This window comes from Peribacillus sp. QJM3NY_7 (assembly GCF_056173225.1).
The window spans coordinates 5,082,459-5,102,220 of sequence record NZ_CM149663.1 but is presented as its reverse complement, the minus strand read 5'-3'; the positions used below and the strand labels follow the sequence as shown (position 1 = coordinate 5,102,220).

Genomic DNA, 19,762 nt, shown 5'->3' with positions numbered 1-19,762 from the left:
ATAATCATTCATACAAAAGCCTGCCGGGTTTGACTGGCAGGCTTTTTGTTTTGATATTATGATATTCCACCCCCTTATACGAAAGATTAAATATGGCTCAATGAGGGTAAAAAAAAATAAAAGAAGAAGTCAGGAAATGGTCCTGTCCCAAAGGAGTGGTGATGCAGATGATTTATGTTGGTGTGACCGGTTGGGGTGATCATGATAGTTTATATCATGGAGGTGTTTCCCAACGTGATAAACTCAAAGAGTACGGCGCTCATTTTCCCATTGTGGAGGTGGATGCCTCATTCTATGCAGTCCAGCCAAAGAGGAACAGTGAAAAGTGGGTATCCGAGACGCCAGCATCATTCCGGTTTGTCGTTAAAGCCTACCAAGGGATGACAGGACATCAACGTGGGGAAATCCCATTTGAAAGTAAGAAGGAGATGTTCAAGGCGTTTTGCGACTCACTGGAAGCATATTGGAAGTCCGGCAAGCTCGCGATGGTCTTATTTCAGTTTCCGCCATGGTTTGATTGTAAACGCGAAAATGTGAATTACCTGCGATGGTGCAAAGCTGAAATGGGCGATATCCCAGTTGCCATAGAGTTCCGGAATCAAAGCTGGTACAGGCCCAACGTAGTCCAGCAAACTTTGGATTTTATCGAAAAGGAAGGCTGGATCCATACTGTATGCGATGAGCCGCAGGCTGGTGAGGGATCCATTCCTGTCGTTCTGCATGCCACCGATAAAGATAAAACCCTGGTACGCTTTCATGGCCGTAACCTGCATGGTTGGCAAAGGCCTGCGTCGGGGGATAATTGGCGTGAGGTCAGGTACCTATATCGATATAATCATCAGGAATTGACTGAATGGGTGGAGAAAATCAGGGTATTGGAAAAGGAATCCAAGGAGTTATATGTCCTGTTCAATAATAACTCAGGCGGGGATGCAGCTGATAATGCCAAACAAATGATCGAGCTGCTTGGTATAGAATATGAAGGACTGGCTCCTAAGCAGCTTGGTTTGTTTTAAGAGGGATTATATAATGAATAATGAGATGATGTGACAAGCTAGTAGAGGTAATATCCTCACAAACAGGTAAAGGCGGATTTTTTCATGGTATGGTTAGTATTAGTGGGTATTGGATTATTAGCGGGATCAATCGGCGCTCTTGTCGGTCTGGGAGGCGGCATCATCATTGTGCCTTCCCTTTTATATTTAGGAACATCTACAAATATTATCGAAGAGCTGACTCCACAGGTCGCCGTTGGTGTTTCAACCGTAATCATGATTTTTACCGGCTTATCTTCCACTCTATCTTATTTAAAACATAAGGTGGTGGATTATAAGGCCGGCTTAATCTTTTTTATTGGCGGTGCACCTGGGGGAATAATGGGGGCCCATGTGAATAAAAACCTTAACGCCGAAGCTTTTTCATTGTACTTTGGAATTTTCATGGTTTTCATGGCCATCGTGTTATTAGTGAAAAATCGTTTGAAGCCCATGCTTTTCAAGCCTGGAAAAGGGAAAATAGTGAAAACGTATAAAACCGAAAATGGACATTCATTTTCCTATGGTTACCACCCGCTTTTAGCTGTATTTATTTCTTTTGTCGTGGGATTCAGCTCCGGGTTATTTGGAATTGGCGGCGGAGCCTTAATGGTACCCGTCATGATGCTTCTTTTCTTCTTTCCTCCGCATATGGCTGTAGCGACTTCGATGTTCATGGTATTCCTATCTTCCATCACTAATTCGATTACGCATATTTCCCTTGGAAATGTAAATTGGCCATATGCTTTTGCCCTGATTCCGGGTGCGTGGTTCGGTGCTAAATTGGGCGCATTCATAAATACGCGCCTAAAGAGTGCATCGCTGGAGAATATGTTGAAAATAGTGCTGATAATCATTGGTTTACGTCTTATATACCAAGGCATTACAGGATAAACGAGGAGGAAAAATGATGTCAGAAATCATTCATTTATATCACACCAATGATCTCCATAGTCATTTTGAGAATTGGCCTCGTATTGATAAGTTTCTTAAAGAAAGAAGACAACTTCATCAAGAAACGGGAGAAGAAGCGATCATACTGGATATAGGCGATCATGTGGACCGCTGGCATCCATATACAGAAGGTACGTTGGGTAAAGGAAATATTGAACTGCTTAATGAAGCGGGCTACCAATATGTGACCATCGGCAATAATGAAGGGATCACTTTACCTCATGATGCATTGGATTCCTTATATGATCATGCAAGGTTCAAGGTCTTGGCAGCCAATATTTATTACGGTGATAATGAAAGGCCGGAATGGGCGCTTCCATTTTGGATACATACAACGGCAAAAGGCACCAAAATCGCGATGATAGGTTTGACAGCCTTTTTTCAAAAGTTTTATTCTGCGATGGGCTGGGAAATAAAGGAACCATTCGTGGAGTTAAAGGCGCAGCTCGAAAGGGTCAAAACAGAGGCGGATGTAATCATCATCCTTTCCCACCTGGGCATCCATGATGATGAGAGGATGGCAAGGGACTTTCCGGAAATTGACATTATACTTGGCGCGCATACCCACCACATCCTCCACCAAGGTAAATTGATCAATGACACACTCCTTTGCGGGGCAGGGAAATATGGTTTTTTTGTTGGACAGGTGGAAATGACCGTCAATCAGGAAAAGAAAATTAGCCAGAAGAGAGCCATTCTTTATGATACCAATGACTTTTTGGAATTGGAGAATGAACGGTCATGGATTGAAGAAATATACCAGGCCGGAGGAAAAACGCTAAAACAGGTTGCTGTGGATTTACCGGTGGCACTGGATAATGATTGGTTCAAACGAAGTCCTTTGACGGAAATCCTTGTGGAGGCCCTAAGGGAGTGGAGTCAGGCGGATTGTTCCTTTTTGAATGCAGGTCTTCTGCTCGAGGGGCTTCCGAAGGGACCTGTCACAAAAGGGGATATTCACAGAATCTGCCCACATCCCATCAATCCTTGCGTCGTTGAAGTAGATGGGAATGAGTTAAAGGAAATCTTGATGCAATCGAGAAATGAAGAGTGGCCTCATATTCAGGTGAAAGGTTTCGGTTTCCGCGGAAAAATCATGGGAGTCATGCATTATGATCAAATTGAATTTAACGAAATGGAGAATGGAATCGTAAAAGGGATCCTTATAAAAGGAGAGAAACTGGAGGCGGATAAGTCCTATAAATTGGCAATACCTGATATGTTCACGTTCGGGCACTTCTTTCCAAGTATCCATCGCTCCAATCGCAAGGAATACTTACTGCCGGAATTCTTACGGGATATCCTTTTATGGAAGCTGAAAAAAATATACACGAAACCCTGATACAAAATCACGGTTTCGCCCTTTTTTTCATAAAGTATGGGGAAGGAAGGGGAGAAACCAATTGATTAACATGATCCCAATAATTCTTGATAATCATACATTCCTAGCCATTTCTGTCCGACTGCCGAAAACGAATTTACTTGCTGTCGCGTCCGAAAAAGGGTATATAATGTGCGGTGCGTTAGATGTTGGACTGCTGAACGATAAATTGAGAGATCGTAAAATCCTTGCAGGGAGGGCCACAGGAGTTAAATCGATTGAAGAGTTATTGGAAGCGCCGCTGGAATCAGTCACCTGGGAGGCTGTGGAAAAGGGCATACATCCAGGAATGATTGGTAAAGAGGCATTAATCAAAATGATTTGAAAAGGTGGGCTTTCTTTCTTCCGAAGGGGGCCTTATTTTTTTATCAAAGTAATGCTAATATTTTTTCAATAAATATGTTCTAACAGATTCATTTATAAAAATATGCTCCGATAAAACTTATAAAAGAAAGAATCGGTTTGAATTGCAAATATTGAATGGGGAAACGGAGTAAAAGTATGAGGCTAGCTATTACAAAGTCCCTAAGACCTGGAGCAAGGCTCGGTAAAAACATTTATAATGATCGGGGCCATATCCTATTGTGCGAGGGTCTTAGATTAACGCAGAAGATGATCAATCGACTGGTTTCCCTTAATATTCCCTATGTTTACATTCAAGATTCCAGGACGGATGACATTATTCCGAAGCCCCCAGTTTCCGGGAAACTTAGAAGAGAAGCCATTAATATGATTGAAACCACTTTCCTGGACATGAAAAATAAAATGAACCTGCATGGATCATTCACGATAGAGCATGCTAACGTCAAATTAACTCAAATAGTCCGGAACATCATGGGCGAGCTGAAAAGGAATAAAGAGCTAATGACTTTATTGGCCGACGTTTATACATACGATGACTATATCTTCACACATTCCTTCAATGTGACCTTATATACCTTGGCGATCGGGGTGGAATTGAATATCAATGATAAGAATCTCGAAATTCTTGGGCTTGGAGCGATTTTACATGATGTCGGCAAAATGCTCGTGCCTTTGGAAGTCCTCCGTAAACCCGGTAAGCTGACGGAAAAGGAGTTTGAACAAATCCAAAAACATGCCGATTACGGATTTCATCTAATTAAAAATGTTCATACCGTTTCACTTTTAGTTGCGAATTGTGCCTATCAGCATCATGAAAGGTTAGATGGATCTGGATATCCCCGTGGGATAAAAGGGGATGAAATCCATTATTTCGGCAAGATCATTGCCGTTGCCGATGTGTTTGATGCCGTTACTTCCAATCGGGTTTACCGTAAGGCCATGCTGCCGCATCAAGGATTGGAAGTCCTTTATGCCGGAGTCGGGAAAAAGTTCGACAATACGATCATCGAGGCTTTCCGCAGGGCGGTTGCCATTTATCCCAATGGTCTATCCGTCGAATTGAATGATGGGAGGAAAGGGGTAGTATCCTCTCAAAATGAAGGGATAGGAGACCGCCCCATGATATGGATACTTGAAGAAGATGGAGAGCAGATAAAAGAGCCCTACGAAGTGGACTTGAATAAAAACCTGCATTTGCTCATCATGAAATGTCTCGATATACAAGAACCAGCCTAACCTCAAGGATAAGCTGGTTTTTTCATTCCTTGTTTTCCTTCATGATGGCAGGTGCAACCGAGCCGTTTCCGTTACTGAAATAACTTGGAACATCACCTTCGATCAGCAGGCTTCCGACTGTCACTTCCTGGCTTACCTTGGTCTCCTTCGTGAAAGAGGGGATGACGATTTGAATATTGACATCAAAGTCCACAATTAATTCATAATAAACATTATTGATGCCTGCGTTTGTCAGTTTTGTCCTCAAATCCGATTCAACATTCCCGATGACTGACATTTTCACTGGGATTTCAGGTCCGTAATTGGAAAGGAGGTTATTCCCGGTTACGACACCAAATGGTATATAATACACCACACTTTTATATTGTTCATCATTTATTTTGGAAGATCCTGTTTTAAAAGGGTTTCCCTGTTTGATGCCAAGCTTCTTTTGAATATCCTTCGTGATGTTAGCCCGCAATTCACTATATATGACTGGATTGAAGCTATAGGAAGAACTGGAGTCCTCACCACCCTTGGTGTTGGTGATGATTTTGTTCATGTCAATCTTGGCTATATTCTCATCAACCGATTCATGAATCGTTTCGGTTGCAATCCGTTTGATTTCATATTCGGCTACACTCATGATCACGGGTTCGATCGATTTGTCCACGTACCAAAGAGTCATGATGCTTGATATGATGAACAGGATAAATGAATAGAGAAATACTTTTCGGGTGGGAAGAGGCCCTTTTTTTCGGAATTTCTTCGTTCGAAATCTTTTTCGGAACACGCTTTAGCCCCCTTTACTAATAACTATGCATCAAGTTCAGGGGTTTATGTTCGAATCAAAAAAAAGCAGCGTAAAATTCACGCCGCTCACCATTTCTTTTTGGCTAGATCTTTCCTTTCCCACAATTTTAAATAGGGGTAAGGGTCAAAGCTCCATTCTGTGATTCCGTTGTCTTTGTACATTCCGTAATGAAGATGAGGAGGGAATTTTCCGGAAGTTCCTGGAGGACCGTAGCCCGTACTGCCGACACCCCCGATGACTTGTCCGGGCTCAACGATTTGACCGACTTTCAACCCTTTGGCGAAGCCGCTTAAATGGGCAAAGTAATGATAGGTATTATTTAAATCCCGTATCCCAATCCTCCAACCGCCGAATTTATTCCAGCCTTTCATTTCTATGATTCCATAGCTCGTGGAACGAACGGGAAGGCTATAATCCGCAAAAATATCAGTGCCCTCATGGATTCTCCTTCCGCCCCATCCGCGAGCGCTTCCCCATGTATTCAAGTACGTATAATGAGTCCGTACTGGAACCGGGAAGGCTTTTTCATGTAGATCCAACCGGTCGTATTTCTTATAAATCTCGGCATTGCCCATAATGATGCTGACGGCTTTATCGCGTTTATAATAATCCCACAAGCCGATCCGGATATTATCTTCATCTGCACCATATGCTTGGAGATGCTTAGAAAAAGCATACAATCGATCGGTATCATTAGTGATATCCGCTTTGCCATCACCATTGCCATCCTGGCCCAACCCATCAAAAAATGTGATCGTGAGCGGGTTCGCATCGTTTAAGTCAGGATTGAGAGCCCCGCTCCACTTTGAAGGCTCGATGTGGATGCCTATAAAACCCTTTGCCGGCTCTAAATCCCTTCTTGCGGCCCTTAGGCTGTGCTCATATTGATCTGCTCCAGCAAGGTAATACCACGGGATTTGGAGGGCAGCCTCCATATTTTTATATAGCGCCATTCTCCCGGCATAAACATCAGGGGTATCGGCAGCATTGGCGACTTGGCCTGGTGCCAAGATAAACAAACAAGTTATCGTTAGAAGTAATTTTTTCAACGGGGCAGGCTCCTTTCATGATATTCTCCGTTATTAAAAGACATCAGTCCATCCATCTTTTATAGTTTTGCTGATTTGGCAATAAACATGAAAAATAAATAATGGGAAACCAACTATAACTTGTATAAATGCTTTTTTATTGTTAAAGTAGGGTGTGTTAATTTCTATAGAATGGAGTGGCATTTTCATGTCTTCTAGAAATAAAGAAATTCTTCGAAAACCAGATTGGTTGAAAATAAAGCTTAATACTAACGAAAATTACCTCGGTTTAAAAAATATGATGCGCGAGAAAAATCTTCATACAGTCTGTGAAGAGGCAAAATGTCCGAATATTCACGAATGCTGGGCAGTGAGAAGGACGGCTACTTTCATGATTCTAGGTGAAATCTGTACAAGGGCTTGCCGTTTTTGTGCAGTAACAACCGGACGTCCGAATGAATTGGACTGGGCTGAACCGGAGCGTGTTGCCGATTCCGTTGTTTTGATGAATTTAAAGCATGTCGTCATTACAGCTGTTGCCCGTGATGATTTAAAGGATGGAGGCGCTGAAGTTTTCGCTGAAACGGTCCGTGCCATCCGTCGCAAAAATCCATTTACATCAATTGAAGTATTGCCGTCTGATATGGGCGGGGTGTTTGAAAATATCAAGACTTTGATGGATGCTAAACCGGATATCCTGAACCATAATATAGAGACTGTCAGAAGTTTATCCGACCGTGTACGGGCTCAGGCCAAGTATGATCGTTCATTGGAGCTTTTAAGAAGAGCCAAGGAACTGTATCCGGAAATACCGACAAAGTCCAGTTTAATGGTGGGGCTGGGTGAAACGCGTGAGGAAATCCTTGAGACAATGGATGACCTTAGGGCCAATAATGTGGATATCATGACGATCGGCCAGTATTTGCAGCCAACTAAAAAGCATTTAAAAGTGCTGAAATACTACACGCCTGAAGAATTTGCCGAACTGAAAGAACGTGCATTGGAAAAAGGATTCAGCCATTGTGAATCAGGTCCGCTTGTCCGTTCGTCCTACCATGCGGATGAACAGGTTAATGCTGCGGCAAAACATAAGCAGAGCAAAGGTGAAGAATTATTGAAATAGAGTGAAATAAAGGACCGAAAAAATTCGGTCCTTTTGTATTCAACGGTTATCCATTTTTTGATGGATGTTATCGTGATGATCTCTTTTATCGTTAACCATTTCACCGTTTTCATTTTCACCGTCACTCATTTTGTATCCTTGAGGCGACTTCAGCATTCTTTTGATGGTCTGTTCAATCGTATAGTCAATCCCTCTGCTGCCGGATTTCACTGTAGCGAAGTTCTCGACATCTTGGGCAAGGGTTTGATAATCATCACTGACATAGACATGATAGTAGCGAGGCACGACGGACATGGCAGTACGTTTTACCTGGTCTGCGGTTTCCGTCCGATCCTTTGCATTGGTATCATATACGACAAGCACTTCCTCATCAGTAACGAGGGTAGCGGCATCATTGACATTTGGAATCTGAACACTCAGTTTAGAGATGACATCAGAAAGTTGTTCACGGTCAATGGAAGCAGCTTTGTTGGAAATGTTACGGCCGTCAATGGTTGCACTATTTGTGCGGGTAAAACCGAAATCATCACTTTTATTGTCATTATTACGATAATCCTCGTCATAATATTGAGTTGGATTATTTACGTTTGTTGGGTTACCGGCATTGTTTTTTGCCCCGAGACCCTGATCTTTATCTTTATCAGCACATCCGGTTAGTGCAATAATCGAGCTTAAACCTATCGTTATTATCGTTTTTTTCATCAATAACACCCCCATAACTTTAGGATGAACATATTTCTCTATTTTTCGCTTAGTAATTGATGGGGAATCAGTTATAATTTAAAGAAGGAATGTATATATGAGAGGTGAAAACAATGATTAACATCAATAACATGACCTATGAAATAATTGAGGATGAAAGGGAAGGCTATAACGAAGAAGCGTTTAAGGCCAGATACAGTGAGATTTTAACGAAGTATGATTATATAGTGGGCGATTGGGGTTACGGGCAATTGAGGCTGCGTGGATTTTTTGATGATTCCAATCAGAAAGCCACCTTTGATACGAAAATAAGCACGCTTAGTGAATATTTATATGAATACTGCAATTTTGGCTGTCCTTATTTCGTCGTGAAGAAAATAAAGAAATAAAAAGGCCAGAATTCACTCTGGCCTTCCATGTTAAGAGTTACCATATCCTTTATATGGAGGCTGTTCGTCTTTTTCTGAATCATCATGTGTCGGATGTGCCCCAGGATATTGTCGAGGCATACCCTCATGTAACGATTTATTTTCATAATTAAAGGCACTTTGATATCGTTGCCCTTCCTGCCACGGGGTATTTTTATTCTGAACTGGTTCATCTTTTGCTATGGCTGATCCAAAAGGTCCTTCGGGAAATTCTTCAGGAATTAAATAATCCCTCTGTTTTTCGACATTGGAAAAATCGTGGTATTCTTCTTTGTCCAAGATAATCCCCCCTCATGTAATCGGTCTTACACTCAGTAGGTTTCCCGTTTAAGCTAAAAAACTTCAGCACTCAGACGATTTCCATTAAAAAGTGACGAAGTTCTTCGGCTTCCGCTTCCGACAATTGAAAGGCATGCTCAAGATAGCCTTCCTCTTCCAAATCATCAGGCCCAATAATCGCGAAACGGTTACTCTGCATATTTAAAACAAGCTTCTTTCCATAGAAACGATCGGTTGCCGTAATGGCCAGATCGAATCTTGATTCCTCTCCCATGAAGCTTATGAACCGGGTTTTTGAATCAACGATGTCATTATATAAATAAAAGCGATCTTCCATAGTATCATTCCCTTCGTATCTTCACATTTGTAGTTCCATCATAACAAAGTGGCTTCAATAGGGGAACAGACATTTTTCGGGGCTTCCGGCTGAAGAACTTCGCTCAAGCAATAATGGCATTCATCGATTAATGAAAATGGCAAGAATATAAATGGAATCGGGGAGTGTAGGTCTGGAAATGCACCCCCGTAGAAAAGCAATGTGTGGTTGAAGGAATTGAGAGTAAGGGAGAAGCTATGGTATTATCAAGGAATAAGGTTGGTTCGGTACAGCGTTTTTGACTATGCCGCTCATTCAACCAATGATTCCCTATATCATCTTAGATCAGAAAGGATCTGGAAAAATGTACTTTGTAGACCGCCAAAAGATTGAACAAATATTAGGTTTTCTTGAAAAGCAGCTTGGACTTTTTGAGGGGCAGGATAATTGGGATGGAGACCATTCGGAACTTATCGCTGAAAGGCTTATACAAACTTCCATCGATTCCGTGTTGGATGTAGGAAATGCGGTAATTGATGGTTTCATTATGCGTGATCCGGGAAGTTATGAGGATATTATCGATATCCTTCAAGATGAAAAAGTGATTTCAGAAGAAAAAGCGATGCAATTCAAAAAGGTTTTGCCATTAAGGAAAATGCTGGTTCAAGACTTCATTGAAGTGGATCACAAAGAACTGCATGCCGTATTTTCGGAAAATATCGAGGCATTCAAGCAATTCCCTGATTTGGTGAGGAACTATTTAACGAATGAATTGGGACCTGTTTCAGCTTTTAAAAACTAGCAGCGTTAGGAAGGCGAATTTCAAATGAAGTCGTATAAAGGATATTTAATTGACTTAGATGGCACCATGTATCGAGGAACGGAACAAATTGCGGAAGCGGCAGGGTTTATTAATGACTTAAGGAAAAGGGATATCCCTTATTTATTCGTCACCAATAATTCATCCCGTACTCCGGCACAGGTAGCGGATAAATTGAGAAGCATCGGTATATCGACGGAGGATGACCAGGTTTTCACGACAAGCATGGCCACTGCCAATTACATAGCTGAACAAAAGAAAGGTGCATCGGTCTATGTGGTGGGTGAAGAAGGCATAATCGAGGCTCTTAAGGAAAAAGGAATGAAGCTTGTTGAAGAGCATCCCGATTATTTGGTCATGGGCATCGACCGCGGCATCAATTATGAAAAGCTGTCAAAAGCCTGTCTTGCTGTAAGAAATGGTGCTGTTTTCATTTCGACCAATGGTGATATTGCCATTCCTACCGAGCAAGGCCTTTTGCCTGGGAATGGTTCCTTGACTTCCGTTGTTTCCGTTTCGACCCAGGTACAGCCGATTTTCATTGGAAAGCCAGAATCCGTCATAGTGGAGCAAGCCCTAAGAGTATTGGGGGTTCCTAAAGAAGAGACAATCATGGTTGGAGATAACTATGATACGGATATCCTTGCCGGCATTAATGCTGGGATCGATACACTGCTTGTACATACTGGCGTAACGACAAAAGAACGTTTAAAGCAATATAAGGAGCAGCCTACGCATGTGGTGGACACCCTTGACTTATGGCGCTTTGAATGAAAAAAACCAGGTCTGCGAATGCAGCCCTGGTTTTTTTCATGTCGTCAATATCATTCGTTTACTATTCCGCATTTTCGGTTCTATGGGCAAGCCGGCTTGAAGCGGCAGCGGCAATTGCCCCAACGATATCATCTAAAAAGGTGTTCACCTTACCTGTGCTTTTATCATTTAAATATTTTAAGATACCCGGCTTTTGTTTATCGATGAAACCATAATTGGTAAAGCCGATGGAGCCATAAACATTCACAATTGAAAAAGCCAATATTTCATCGACCCCATATAGGCCTTCATCTATTTCAATGATGCTCAGCAGAGGCTCCTCGAGGAGTTTTTTCTCAGCCAGAATATCCAACTGTATGCCGGTAAGGATGGCATTTTGGACCTCGCGTTTTGAAAGGACCCGTTCGACATTGTGAAGGCAATCGGACATTTGGAGATTTTCATGGTAGCCGGATTGTAAATACATGACAAGCTCAGCGATATCCTCCAATTTCACTCCTCGTTCAATTAGCCATTTCCGAGCTGTTTTTTCAGACATTGATTGTTCAATATTAGCCATTTCATCACCCATTTCTCTATATTTTAAAGGGATAGTTCTAATGCAGGTAGTTTGATTTGATTAAACTGAAAACCTATGGAGGATGTTTTGATTGGAATTTCTAATAAGGTTTCGATAATCATTCAGAAAACGGGTTATTCCACATATATATAAGTATATGATGTCCAATATTTCTATTATATCCATTTGATGAAGGAGGCCATTCCATGATAGAAGAAATCATTTTTAATAATTATGGCATACAGGTGGAGCTTGAAGAGGCCAATGTCAGGTTTCCAAGCTTCCGCTCAGGAAATATGGTGTACAGTATTGTTCCCATTGAAAATATGGAGCAGGAGGAATTAGTGGAACGGTATAAAATGTCTCAACATCTGATTTCACAAGGTGATCGTCACGTATCCGCCTTTGTCCTTGCCAATCATGGAAGTTATGTTTCGGAAGCGGATGAACAATTATTCATCCTTCTCGCCAATCAGGCATTGGAAGGTCCGAGAAATTTCAATCCGGGAAGACGTCTGGCAAGATTCCATCAGCGTGGGAGAACGATTAATGAAACGATTCGAACTTGTTCAAGGATCGGTAAATGGAAAGAACTCTGGGAACAAAGGATCGATCAGTTAGAAAAGATTTGGCGGGATAAGCTCAACGCCCATCCTGATAACCAGTTTGAAAAATTATTTATAGAAACCTTTCCCTATTATATGGTCCTAGGTGAAAATGCGATTCAATATTTAGTCGACACGGAAATTGATGATACTCCGCAAATTGTCGATAGCGGAACGGTATGTTATGAACGTTTTTTACATGATACCTGGAAAAGCAATAAGTGGATGAAAAATCCGTTCGATTGGGTATTCGACCACGGAACCAGGGATGTCGCGGAATGGGTGAGGGAACATTATTTTCAAAATGTGCATACCCATCAGCGGGGCATTGGCCATTTCTTTCACGAATATCAGTCCATAGAACCCTTATCCAGTTTTTCAGCCCGGTTGTTATATTCGAGGATGCTGTTTCCCATTCATTATTTTGAAACGGTGGAAGAGTATTTTTCAAAAACGACGGAATCAAGGTCGAATGAATTGGAGGATAAAATAGCTTCGATCACGAAATCCTCCCAACAATATGAGTCCTTCCTCAAACATTTTTATGAATTGGCAGAGGTCCCTGCCAAGCATTATGATTTGCCTAAAATTGACTGGATTTAGATAAAAACGGGAAAGAAATATGATTCATTCTTACTTACTATGTTATGATAATAACAAGATTTTTTAGAATAATTAGATATTTAATCACTGCGGAAGGATGGGATCATGAAAAGATTGATGATGGCCGCCGTTATAGCCTTTTTAATCATCCAAACGGCGAATCTTGCGAAAGCTGAATCGAAAACAAGTTGCGAATCGACTCAATTCAAGATTGTCATGAAGTCTGAAGCGGATGTGAAAGAAAAGGCGTCGGCTGCAAGTAAAACGTTAAAAAAGTATAAGAAAAATAAAGAATTATCGGCAAGCGGGAGAACTGGAAACTGGTATGAAATCTGTCACGCAAATAAGTCCGCATATATCAATATGGCAGATGTAAAAGAGGTTTTCAGTACTGATGAAAAGGCTCTTCTGAAGAAATTCGATAGGAGGAAAGGCGTTAACCAAGTTGTATCGGCGACAGGTAAATCGATGAGTGATACGAAGGTAACGATCCAAACTTATGAGAAGAAACAAGGGGAATGGCGCCGGGCATTGAAGAAGATGGAGGGTGTCATTGGGAAGAACGGCTTCACGAAGAGCAAAAAAGAGGGGGATGGGAAATCCCCGGTTGGAATTTATTCCTTTGGTACGGCCTTTGGAAGCGAAACGAAGCCGTCCGGAATGAAAATGGGTTATAAGAAAACGACCAAATATGACTACTGGATTGATGATCAGACATCCAAGGATTATAACAAGTGGAAAACCTATAAAGGAAATCCTGCAGTTAAATGGAAGTCTTTTGAAAGGATGAATCATGAACTGTATAGGTATGGAGCGGTCATCAATTATAATACGGATCCCATCATAAAAGGAAAAGGCAGTGCAATCTTTCTCCATATATGGAGAGGGGGTACAAAACCGACGGCGGGATGTACAGCCACGGCCGAAAGGAATGTCCTCAGTTTACTGAAATGGATGGATCCCGTGCAAAAGCCACATATTGTAATGGGTACAAATGATTCATTGAAGAGCGTTAAGTAATAATCATCAAAATGGTTTTCCCATAAAAAAAAATAAACGTTACCCGTTCTTACTCGTTCAAGGGATGGACGAAAAAAGTTCGTGCATCCATCTTTTCTAACTATTGATAATTATGTGAATTAAACTTATAATGTCTACTATACAAATACAAATGTTTTCTACAGGCAAACAGTTTTTAAGGGGGAACCAAAATATGAAAGCCATCTCGATCGGTTTATTGGGGTTAGGTACAGTCGGATCAGGAGTCGTACAAATCATTGAAAGCCACCAGGACAAGCTCATGCATCAAGTGGGCTGTTCCATATCCATTAAGAAGATACTAGTGAAAGACACGACGAAGGAGCGGCTTGTCGCGGTCGAAAAAGGAATGTTAACGGACAATCCTGAGGATATCCTTTCGAATCCCGAGATTGATGTTGTAATAGAAGTGATGGGCGGAATCGAAGAAACACGCGGCTATCTAATAGAAGCGATAAAAAATAAAAAGCATATCGTTACAGCCAACAAAGACCTAATGGCTTTACATGGACCGGAACTGTTGGAATTGGCCACCGATAATCAATGTGACTTGTTCTATGAAGCAAGTGTTGCAGGGGGAATTCCGATTTTACGCGGTCTTGTCGATGGGTTATCTTCTGACCGCATCACGAAAATGATGGGAATCGTCAATGGAACGACAAACTTCATTTTAACGAAAATGAGCAAGGAAGGCAGAGCTTATGATGACGTATTGAAGGAAGCCCAGGAGCTGGGATTTGCTGAAGCCGATCCGACAGCCGATGTAGGCGGATTGGATGCGGCCCGTAAAATGGCGATCCTTTCAACACTCGGGTTCTCAATGAACATTGGCTTGAATGATGTTGAGGTACAGGGCATTACCGAGATATCCGAAGAGGATTTGAGATATAGCAAGAAGCTTGGTTATACAATGAAATTGATCGGGGTCGCTTCCAGGGCAGGGGATAGGGTCGACGTAAGTGTCCAGCCTGCACTTCTTCCGGAAGCACATCCGTTGGCATCGGTAAATAATGAGTATAATGCTGTATACGTTTATGGGGAAGCCGTAGGGGAAACGATGTTTTACGGACCGGGGGCTGGCAGTCTTCCTACTGCGACTGCAGTCGTTTCGGATATGGTGACGGTCATCAAGAATATGAGGCTGGGCGTAAATGGCCGCAGTGCCGTTGCACCTCAATACCCGAAACAATTAAAAGATGCCACTGAAATTTTCGCTAAATTCTTCATTCGGTTACATGTTCAGGATGAAGTTGGCGTTTTAGCCAAAATCACGAATTTATTTGCCGAGCACGGGGTAGGATTCGATAAAATCCTTCAATTGCCGCTGGATGAAAAGGAATCTTCCGAAATCGTATTAGTTACGCATACTGCCACAAAGGCTGCATTTGAGCAAATAATACAGAAATTACATGATTACAATATGGTAAGAGAAGTGAAAAGCACATACAGAGTTGAAGGAGAGGACATCAAATGAGCTGGCAAGGACTTATAAGCACGTATAAAGATTTATTACCCGTCAATGAAAACACGCCTGCACTAACCCTTTTGGAGGGCAATACACCTTTAATCAGACTGAATCGATTATCCGAAGAGTGGGGAATCGACTTACATGTAAAATATGAAGGGGCAAATCCAACTGGGTCATTTAAGGACCGCGGAATGGTCATGGCCGTCGCCAAAGCGATAGAAGAGGGCAGCGACACGATCATCTGTGCTTCCACAGGGAATACATCAGCAGCTGCAGCAGCTTATGCGGCCCGTGCCAACCTGCGCTGTATCGTCGTCATCCCGGAAGGTAAAATAGCCATGGGCAAACTTGCTCAAGCCGTTATGTATGGAGCGGAAATCATCTCGATCGAAGGCAATTTCGACCAAGCTTTAAAGATCGTCCGTTCGCTTAGTGAGAGTTCACCGATAACTCTTGTGAATTCAGTCAACCCATACCGGATTGAAGGGCAGAAGACAGCCGCTTTCGAAATTTGTGATGCTCTCGGCTCCGCACCGGATATTTTGGCGCTGCCAGTCGGGAATGCAGGAAATATAACGGCTTACTGGAAAGGCTTTAAGGAATATAACGAATCGAAACAAACGGGCCTTCCTGAAATGAGAGGGTTCGAAGCTGAAGGAGCGGCTGCAATTGTCCGGGATAGCATTATTGAAAATCCAGAAACGATCGCAACGGCCATCCGGATTGGAAATCCTGCAAGTTGGAAGTTTGCTGTGGAAGCGGCAAATGAATCCAAAGGCAAAATTGATGAGGTGACAGACGAAGAAATTCTGGAAGCCTACCATTTCCTTGCTAAAAAAGAAGGGGTATTTGCAGAGCCGGCATCATGTGCTTCCATTGCAGGTATCTATAAACAATTAAAAAGCGGTGAAATCAAAAAAGGAAGTAAGATTGTTGCTGTATTGACTGGAAATGGATTGAAGGATCCGAATGTGGCAGTCAATACAAGTACGATTCAACCTACATTGCTGCCAATGGATGAAGAAGTCATTTTAGAACATCTGCAAGGTGTGAAACAGGCATGAGTGCGGAATCAGAGATGTTCTTGATCCGTGTACCAGCAAGTACGGCAAACTTAGGGCCAGGTTTCGATTCCATCGGCTTGGCGCTAGGACTTTACTTGGAAATACACGGATCTTCATCAGATCATTGGGAAGTCGTCCCGCTTTCAGAGGAAATGTCTGTTTTTCCAAGGGATGACCGTAATTATATCGTCCAAATTGCCAAGGAAACGGCGGCCTCCTATGGAAAGGAACTATCCCCATGCCGGCTTTTCGTATCTAGCGAAATTCCACTGGCGCGAGGGCTTGGAAGCAGTGCCTCTGCCATTGTGGCGGGAATTGAATTGGCGAACATCGTTGGTGAGCTTCATTTATCAAATGAGGAGAAGAATAGGCATGCTTCCCTCTTTGAAGGGCATCCCGATAATGCGGGGGCATCTGTGTATGGTGGATTGGTTGTGGGCCTTCATACGGAGGAAAGGACGGATGTCGTGTCATTTCCGATCGGGGGAGTTAAGGTGATCGCTGTCATTCCCCATTTTGAATTGCTTACTGAGGATTCAAGAAATGTCCTTCCGAATTCGCTTTCCTATAAAGATGCGATAAGCGGGAGCGCAGCCGCAAATGTAATGCTTGCAGGAGTTCTATCGAAAGATTGGAAACTTGTTGGTGAAATGATGCAAAGTGATCGTTTCCATCAGCCATTTCGAGCGGAGTTGGTCCCTCATTTAGCGCTTATTGAAGAAGTCGTCCACAATGAAGGCGGATTTGGTGCGGCACTAAGCGGAGCAGGACCAACTGTTTTATGCTTGGCATCTCCAGAAAAAAGTGAAGGTTTGCTCACTGGATTGAAGGATAGATTTCCGGAATTCCATGTGAGGGAATTGGAAATCGATAATGATGGAAGTTATACGGCAATCCTTTCTGAACAGGAAAAAAAGGAATTGAAGTTTTTGAAATCGTGAGCCGTGTTCATTTGCCATATAAAAAAAGCTGACCCGTGTCAAGCCGTATCAATTCATTTGATAGGGCAAAAGCCGAGTCAGCTTTATTTTTATTACAGTCCGCAAAAAGATTCCGGCCTGCATGAAAAAAGGTTGAACGTGTATAGATGAAGTGATCCTTCATCCATACGCTGCATGTTATTTAAAGGGCTATTAGAAAACTTGTTCAACTTCCACTACACCAGGAACTTCTTCAAGAAGGGCACGCTCAATCCCAGCTTTTAGCGTAATGGTCGAACTAGGACAGCTTCCGCAAGCTCCTAGTAATCGTAATTTTACAATTCCATCTTCTACGTCAACTAGTTCACAGTCACCGCCATCACGAAGAAGAAACGGACGAAGCTTATCTAGGACTTCTTGAACTTGAACTTCCATTGTTTGTTCAGACATTGCAATCGACTCCTTTCCTAATCATATTATAATGCGAAGGTAATAAAAAATCCAACTGTAACTTTGCGGAAATATAATCTATATTATTCTGGTATGATGGAAACAGGTGAAGTTTTAAACATTATTCAAATGAAGCAACTATAATAAACTGAAGGAGGAAGAGTATGGTAAGGAAAGATATTGAGATAGAAGTGTATGGAGCGGAGCAAATTTGCGCCAGTTGTGTGAATCTCCCCTCTTCGAAAGATACCTGCGAGTGGCTTGAAGCCGCTTTAACGAGAAAATTTCCTGAGCAGCCATTCAAAATATCCTATATAGATATGTATAACCCACCAGAAACATTGAAGCAAAAGAGCTTTGCCGAGAAAATGATCGAGGAAGATTTATTTTATCCACTGGTCCTCATCGAAGGTGAAATCATTGCGGAAGGAAATGTCCGCCTCAAAAAAGTGGTGGAAGCGATGGAGAAATATGGATACTCAGTGCGAGTGTGATATATAATGGAAGAAATAAGAAAAACTGACCCATGAATGGGCTGCATGCAGCTCATTGGGCCAGTTTATAATCAACCGTTATGGTATTTATACATCCACAGAATGCCTGATTTCATTAGGCGTGCCACTCTGCCGGTGATTGGGCGATTTGCAACAAGACCAAAACCTTGTTTCTTCCCAAGGGAACCTAATGTTCCTTTTAATTTCATGGTAGGGAAGCTTTCAGGAAGTGGTTCATTTGCCCATTTCTTCACAAGGACTTGGACGATTTGCTCAGCTTGGGACTCCGCTAATTGAGCACTAGGTGCATGAGGCAGGCTCGCGCAGTCGCCGACTACAAAGATGCTGTCATCATTAGGAAGGAAATGCTGAGGAGTCAGAACGGCTCTTCCTTGACGATCTTTTTCAATATCCATATCGCGGATGATCTTGCTTGGCTGAATTCCAGCTGTCCATACGATGACGTCGCTTTGAACGGCTTCGTCGCCATTGTAAAGAAGGTTTGGTTCAACTTTCGTAATATTTGAATGATGGACGATTTCGATGGTATGTTTATCGAACCATGATTCGACAAAAGTACTTAATCTTTCTGGGAAAGCAGATAGAATATGCGGTCCACGGTCAAATAGCTTAACGTTTAAATCTGAACGGCTTTCAATCAATTCACTTGCAAGCTCAACACCGCTCAGTCCGCCACCAACGATAGAAACGGTTGCACCGGCACCTAAATTATTCAAAGCTGAATATGTGCGGCGTGATTTATCGATTGTTTGGATACTGTAAGTGTGTATGTCTGCACCAGGAATATCGTGGTATTTGTCTTCGCAGCCAAGGCCAATGACTAAATCATCATAAACCACAGGATCTTGATTTTCTATAATGACCTGTTTATTTTCCATGTCGATGGAAAGTACTTCTCCGTATACGTTCTTCAAGCGAGGATGTTCAGGAAATGCAACACGGATGTGCTGATCTGGAATGGTACCTGCTGCTAAAGCATAATATTCCGTTTTTAAGCAGTGATAAGGATTACGGTCGATAAGCGTGATGCTCACATTTTCAGGAAGCTGATTAGGCAGCAATCTTTGCAACATGCGCATACCACCATACCCGCCACCAAGTATGACTAGATTCTTCATATGATTTTTTCCCCTTTATTTGATCTCTTGAAAAATTTGATTAGCACTTAACTATAGGATTCCCCCAAATGGTCCCCTTAAAAGTTTAATTAAATATATATACCCCAATTTTGTAGTAAGAATAAAAAATTAGATAATTTTCTTTTTTTACGTACCCCGACAAAAGTATAACGAATATAAAAGGAAATCAC

23 protein-coding genes are annotated in these 19,762 nt (G+C 42.1%); 15 read left to right on the top strand and 8 right to left on the bottom strand.

Annotated elements, in window-relative coordinates; all coding sequences use genetic code 11:
• The first annotated feature begins 167 nt into the window (after positions 1-167).
• The 5 genes from AC0VX1_RS24745 (at position 168) to AC0VX1_RS24725 (ending at position 4,968) form a co-directional block, all read left to right on the top strand.
• Entirely contained in the window at positions 168-1,016 is an 849-nt protein-coding gene (locus AC0VX1_RS24745; RefSeq protein ID WP_475469462.1) for a DUF72 domain-containing protein, read from the top strand.
• Positions 1,017-1,100: 84 nt separating this feature from the next.
• Positions 1,101-1,928 carry a sulfite exporter TauE/SafE family protein gene (locus AC0VX1_RS24740; RefSeq protein WP_475469460.1) on the top strand — a complete coding sequence of 276 codons (828 nt, stop codon included), beginning with the start codon at positions 1,101-1,103 and terminating at the stop codon, positions 1,926-1,928.
• 16 nt (positions 1,929-1,944) lie between these two features.
• Positions 1,945-3,330, top strand: coding sequence for a bifunctional metallophosphatase/5'-nucleotidase (locus AC0VX1_RS24735; protein WP_413021774.1), 1,386 nt, complete (start codon positions 1,945-1,947; stop codon positions 3,328-3,330).
• A 61-nt stretch (positions 3,331-3,391) separates the two neighbouring features.
• Positions 3,392-3,694: a YunC family protein gene (locus AC0VX1_RS24730; protein WP_034310161.1), complete on the top strand. Its 303-nt coding sequence runs from the start codon at positions 3,392-3,394 to the stop codon at positions 3,692-3,694.
• A gap of 176 nt (positions 3,695-3,870) precedes the next feature.
• Complete coding sequence (locus AC0VX1_RS24725; protein WP_475469458.1) at positions 3,871-4,968, top strand: HD-GYP domain-containing protein; 1,098 nt, start codon at positions 3,871-3,873, stop codon at positions 4,966-4,968.
• Positions 4,969-4,990: 22 nt separating this feature from the next.
• Here AC0VX1_RS24725 and yunB read toward each other — a convergent pair whose 3' ends face one another.
• Both yunB and AC0VX1_RS24715 read right to left on the bottom strand, forming a co-directional pair.
• Positions 4,991-5,740 carry a sporulation protein YunB gene (gene yunB, locus AC0VX1_RS24720; protein ID WP_063574753.1) on the bottom strand — a complete coding sequence of 250 codons (750 nt, stop codon included), beginning with the start codon at positions 5,738-5,740 and terminating at the stop codon, positions 4,991-4,993.
• 86 nt (positions 5,741-5,826) lie between these two features.
• Positions 5,827-6,810 carry a M23 family metallopeptidase gene (locus AC0VX1_RS24715; RefSeq protein WP_413021777.1) on the bottom strand — a complete coding sequence of 328 codons (984 nt, stop codon included), beginning with the start codon at positions 6,808-6,810 and terminating at the stop codon, positions 5,827-5,829.
• Between the two features lie 187 nt (positions 6,811-6,997).
• Between AC0VX1_RS24715 and lipA the strand changes: the two genes are divergently transcribed.
• Positions 6,998-7,912 (top strand): lipoyl synthase, encoded by a 915-nt coding sequence (gene lipA, locus AC0VX1_RS24710; protein WP_034310172.1) that lies wholly within the window; start codon positions 6,998-7,000, stop codon positions 7,910-7,912.
• A gap of 39 nt (positions 7,913-7,951) precedes the next feature.
• Here lipA and AC0VX1_RS24705 read toward each other — a convergent pair whose 3' ends face one another.
• Positions 7,952-8,614, bottom strand: coding sequence for a YhcN/YlaJ family sporulation lipoprotein (locus AC0VX1_RS24705; protein WP_063574755.1), 663 nt, complete (start codon positions 8,612-8,614; stop codon positions 7,952-7,954).
• A gap of 113 nt (positions 8,615-8,727) precedes the next feature.
• Here AC0VX1_RS24705 and AC0VX1_RS24700 point away from each other — a divergent pair, with 113 nt between their 5' ends.
• A complete protein-coding gene (locus AC0VX1_RS24700; protein WP_034310177.1) occupies positions 8,728-9,003 on the top strand; it encodes a YutD family protein in 276 nt (91 codons plus the stop codon).
• A gap of 30 nt (positions 9,004-9,033) precedes the next feature.
• Here AC0VX1_RS24700 and AC0VX1_RS24695 read toward each other — a convergent pair whose 3' ends face one another.
• Positions 9,034-9,321: a cytosolic protein gene (locus AC0VX1_RS24695; RefSeq protein ID WP_170946935.1), complete on the bottom strand. Its 288-nt coding sequence runs from the start codon at positions 9,319-9,321 to the stop codon at positions 9,034-9,036.
• Between the two features lie 70 nt (positions 9,322-9,391).
• Positions 9,392-9,658 carry a DUF3055 domain-containing protein gene (locus AC0VX1_RS24690; protein ID WP_413008005.1) on the bottom strand — a complete coding sequence of 89 codons (267 nt, stop codon included), beginning with the start codon at positions 9,656-9,658 and terminating at the stop codon, positions 9,392-9,394.
• A gap of 343 nt (positions 9,659-10,001) precedes the next feature.
• Between AC0VX1_RS24690 and AC0VX1_RS24685 the strand changes: the two genes are divergently transcribed.
• Positions 10,002-10,439, top strand: a complete 438-nt coding sequence (locus tag AC0VX1_RS24685) for a DUF86 domain-containing protein (RefSeq protein ID WP_048688255.1) — start codon at positions 10,002-10,004, stop codon at positions 10,437-10,439.
• A gap of 24 nt (positions 10,440-10,463) precedes the next feature.
• Entirely contained in the window at positions 10,464-11,231 is a 768-nt protein-coding gene (locus tag AC0VX1_RS24680) for a TIGR01457 family HAD-type hydrolase (protein WP_034310188.1), read from the top strand.
• 61 nt (positions 11,232-11,292) lie between these two features.
• Here AC0VX1_RS24680 and AC0VX1_RS24675 read toward each other — a convergent pair whose 3' ends face one another.
• Positions 11,293-11,790, bottom strand: coding sequence for a phosphatidylglycerophosphatase A family protein (locus AC0VX1_RS24675; protein WP_034311650.1), 498 nt, complete (start codon positions 11,788-11,790; stop codon positions 11,293-11,295).
• 206 nt (positions 11,791-11,996) lie between these two features.
• On the opposite strand from AC0VX1_RS24675, the gene yutH reads away from it, so the two are divergent.
• The 5 genes from yutH to thrB all read left to right on the top strand — a co-directional run bounded on the left by yutH (position 11,997) and on the right by thrB (position 17,509).
• Positions 11,997-12,998 (top strand): spore coat putative kinase YutH, encoded by a 1,002-nt coding sequence (yutH, locus tag AC0VX1_RS24670; RefSeq protein ID WP_057278053.1) that lies wholly within the window; start codon positions 11,997-11,999, stop codon positions 12,996-12,998.
• Between the two features lie 105 nt (positions 12,999-13,103).
• Complete coding sequence (locus tag AC0VX1_RS24665) at positions 13,104-14,018, top strand: L,D-transpeptidase family protein (RefSeq protein WP_475469453.1); 915 nt, start codon at positions 13,104-13,106, stop codon at positions 14,016-14,018.
• 193 nt (positions 14,019-14,211) lie between these two features.
• Positions 14,212-15,510, top strand: coding sequence for a homoserine dehydrogenase (locus tag AC0VX1_RS24660; RefSeq protein ID WP_034310194.1), 1,299 nt, complete (start codon positions 14,212-14,214; stop codon positions 15,508-15,510).
• On the top strand, positions 15,507-16,568 hold the full coding sequence (thrC, locus tag AC0VX1_RS24655) for a threonine synthase (RefSeq protein WP_057278052.1): 1,062 nt from the start codon (positions 15,507-15,509) through the stop codon (positions 16,566-16,568). The genes AC0VX1_RS24660 and thrC overlap by 4 nt, the downstream gene beginning before the upstream one ends.
• The gene (gene thrB / locus AC0VX1_RS24650; RefSeq protein ID WP_475469451.1) at positions 16,565-17,509 is read left to right on the top strand and encodes a homoserine kinase; all 945 of its coding nucleotides are present in this window, start codon (positions 16,565-16,567) and stop codon (positions 17,507-17,509) included. The genes thrC and thrB overlap by 4 nt, the downstream gene beginning before the upstream one ends.
• 192 nt (positions 17,510-17,701) lie before the next feature.
• Here the strand turns inward: thrB and AC0VX1_RS24645 are convergent, their stop codons facing one another.
• Positions 17,702-17,938, bottom strand: coding sequence for a NifU family protein (locus tag AC0VX1_RS24645; protein WP_034310199.1), 237 nt, complete (start codon positions 17,936-17,938; stop codon positions 17,702-17,704).
• A gap of 164 nt (positions 17,939-18,102) precedes the next feature.
• On the opposite strand from AC0VX1_RS24645, the gene AC0VX1_RS24640 reads away from it, so the two are divergent.
• Complete coding sequence (locus AC0VX1_RS24640) at positions 18,103-18,432, top strand: YuzD family protein (RefSeq protein WP_413021781.1); 330 nt, start codon at positions 18,103-18,105, stop codon at positions 18,430-18,432.
• Between the two features lie 71 nt (positions 18,433-18,503).
• On the opposite strand, the gene AC0VX1_RS24635 is transcribed toward AC0VX1_RS24640, so the two are convergent.
• Positions 18,504-19,571, bottom strand: a complete 1,068-nt coding sequence (locus tag AC0VX1_RS24635; RefSeq protein WP_048687320.1) for an NAD(P)/FAD-dependent oxidoreductase — start codon at positions 19,569-19,571, stop codon at positions 18,504-18,506.
• Positions 19,572-19,762 lie beyond the last annotated feature (191 nt).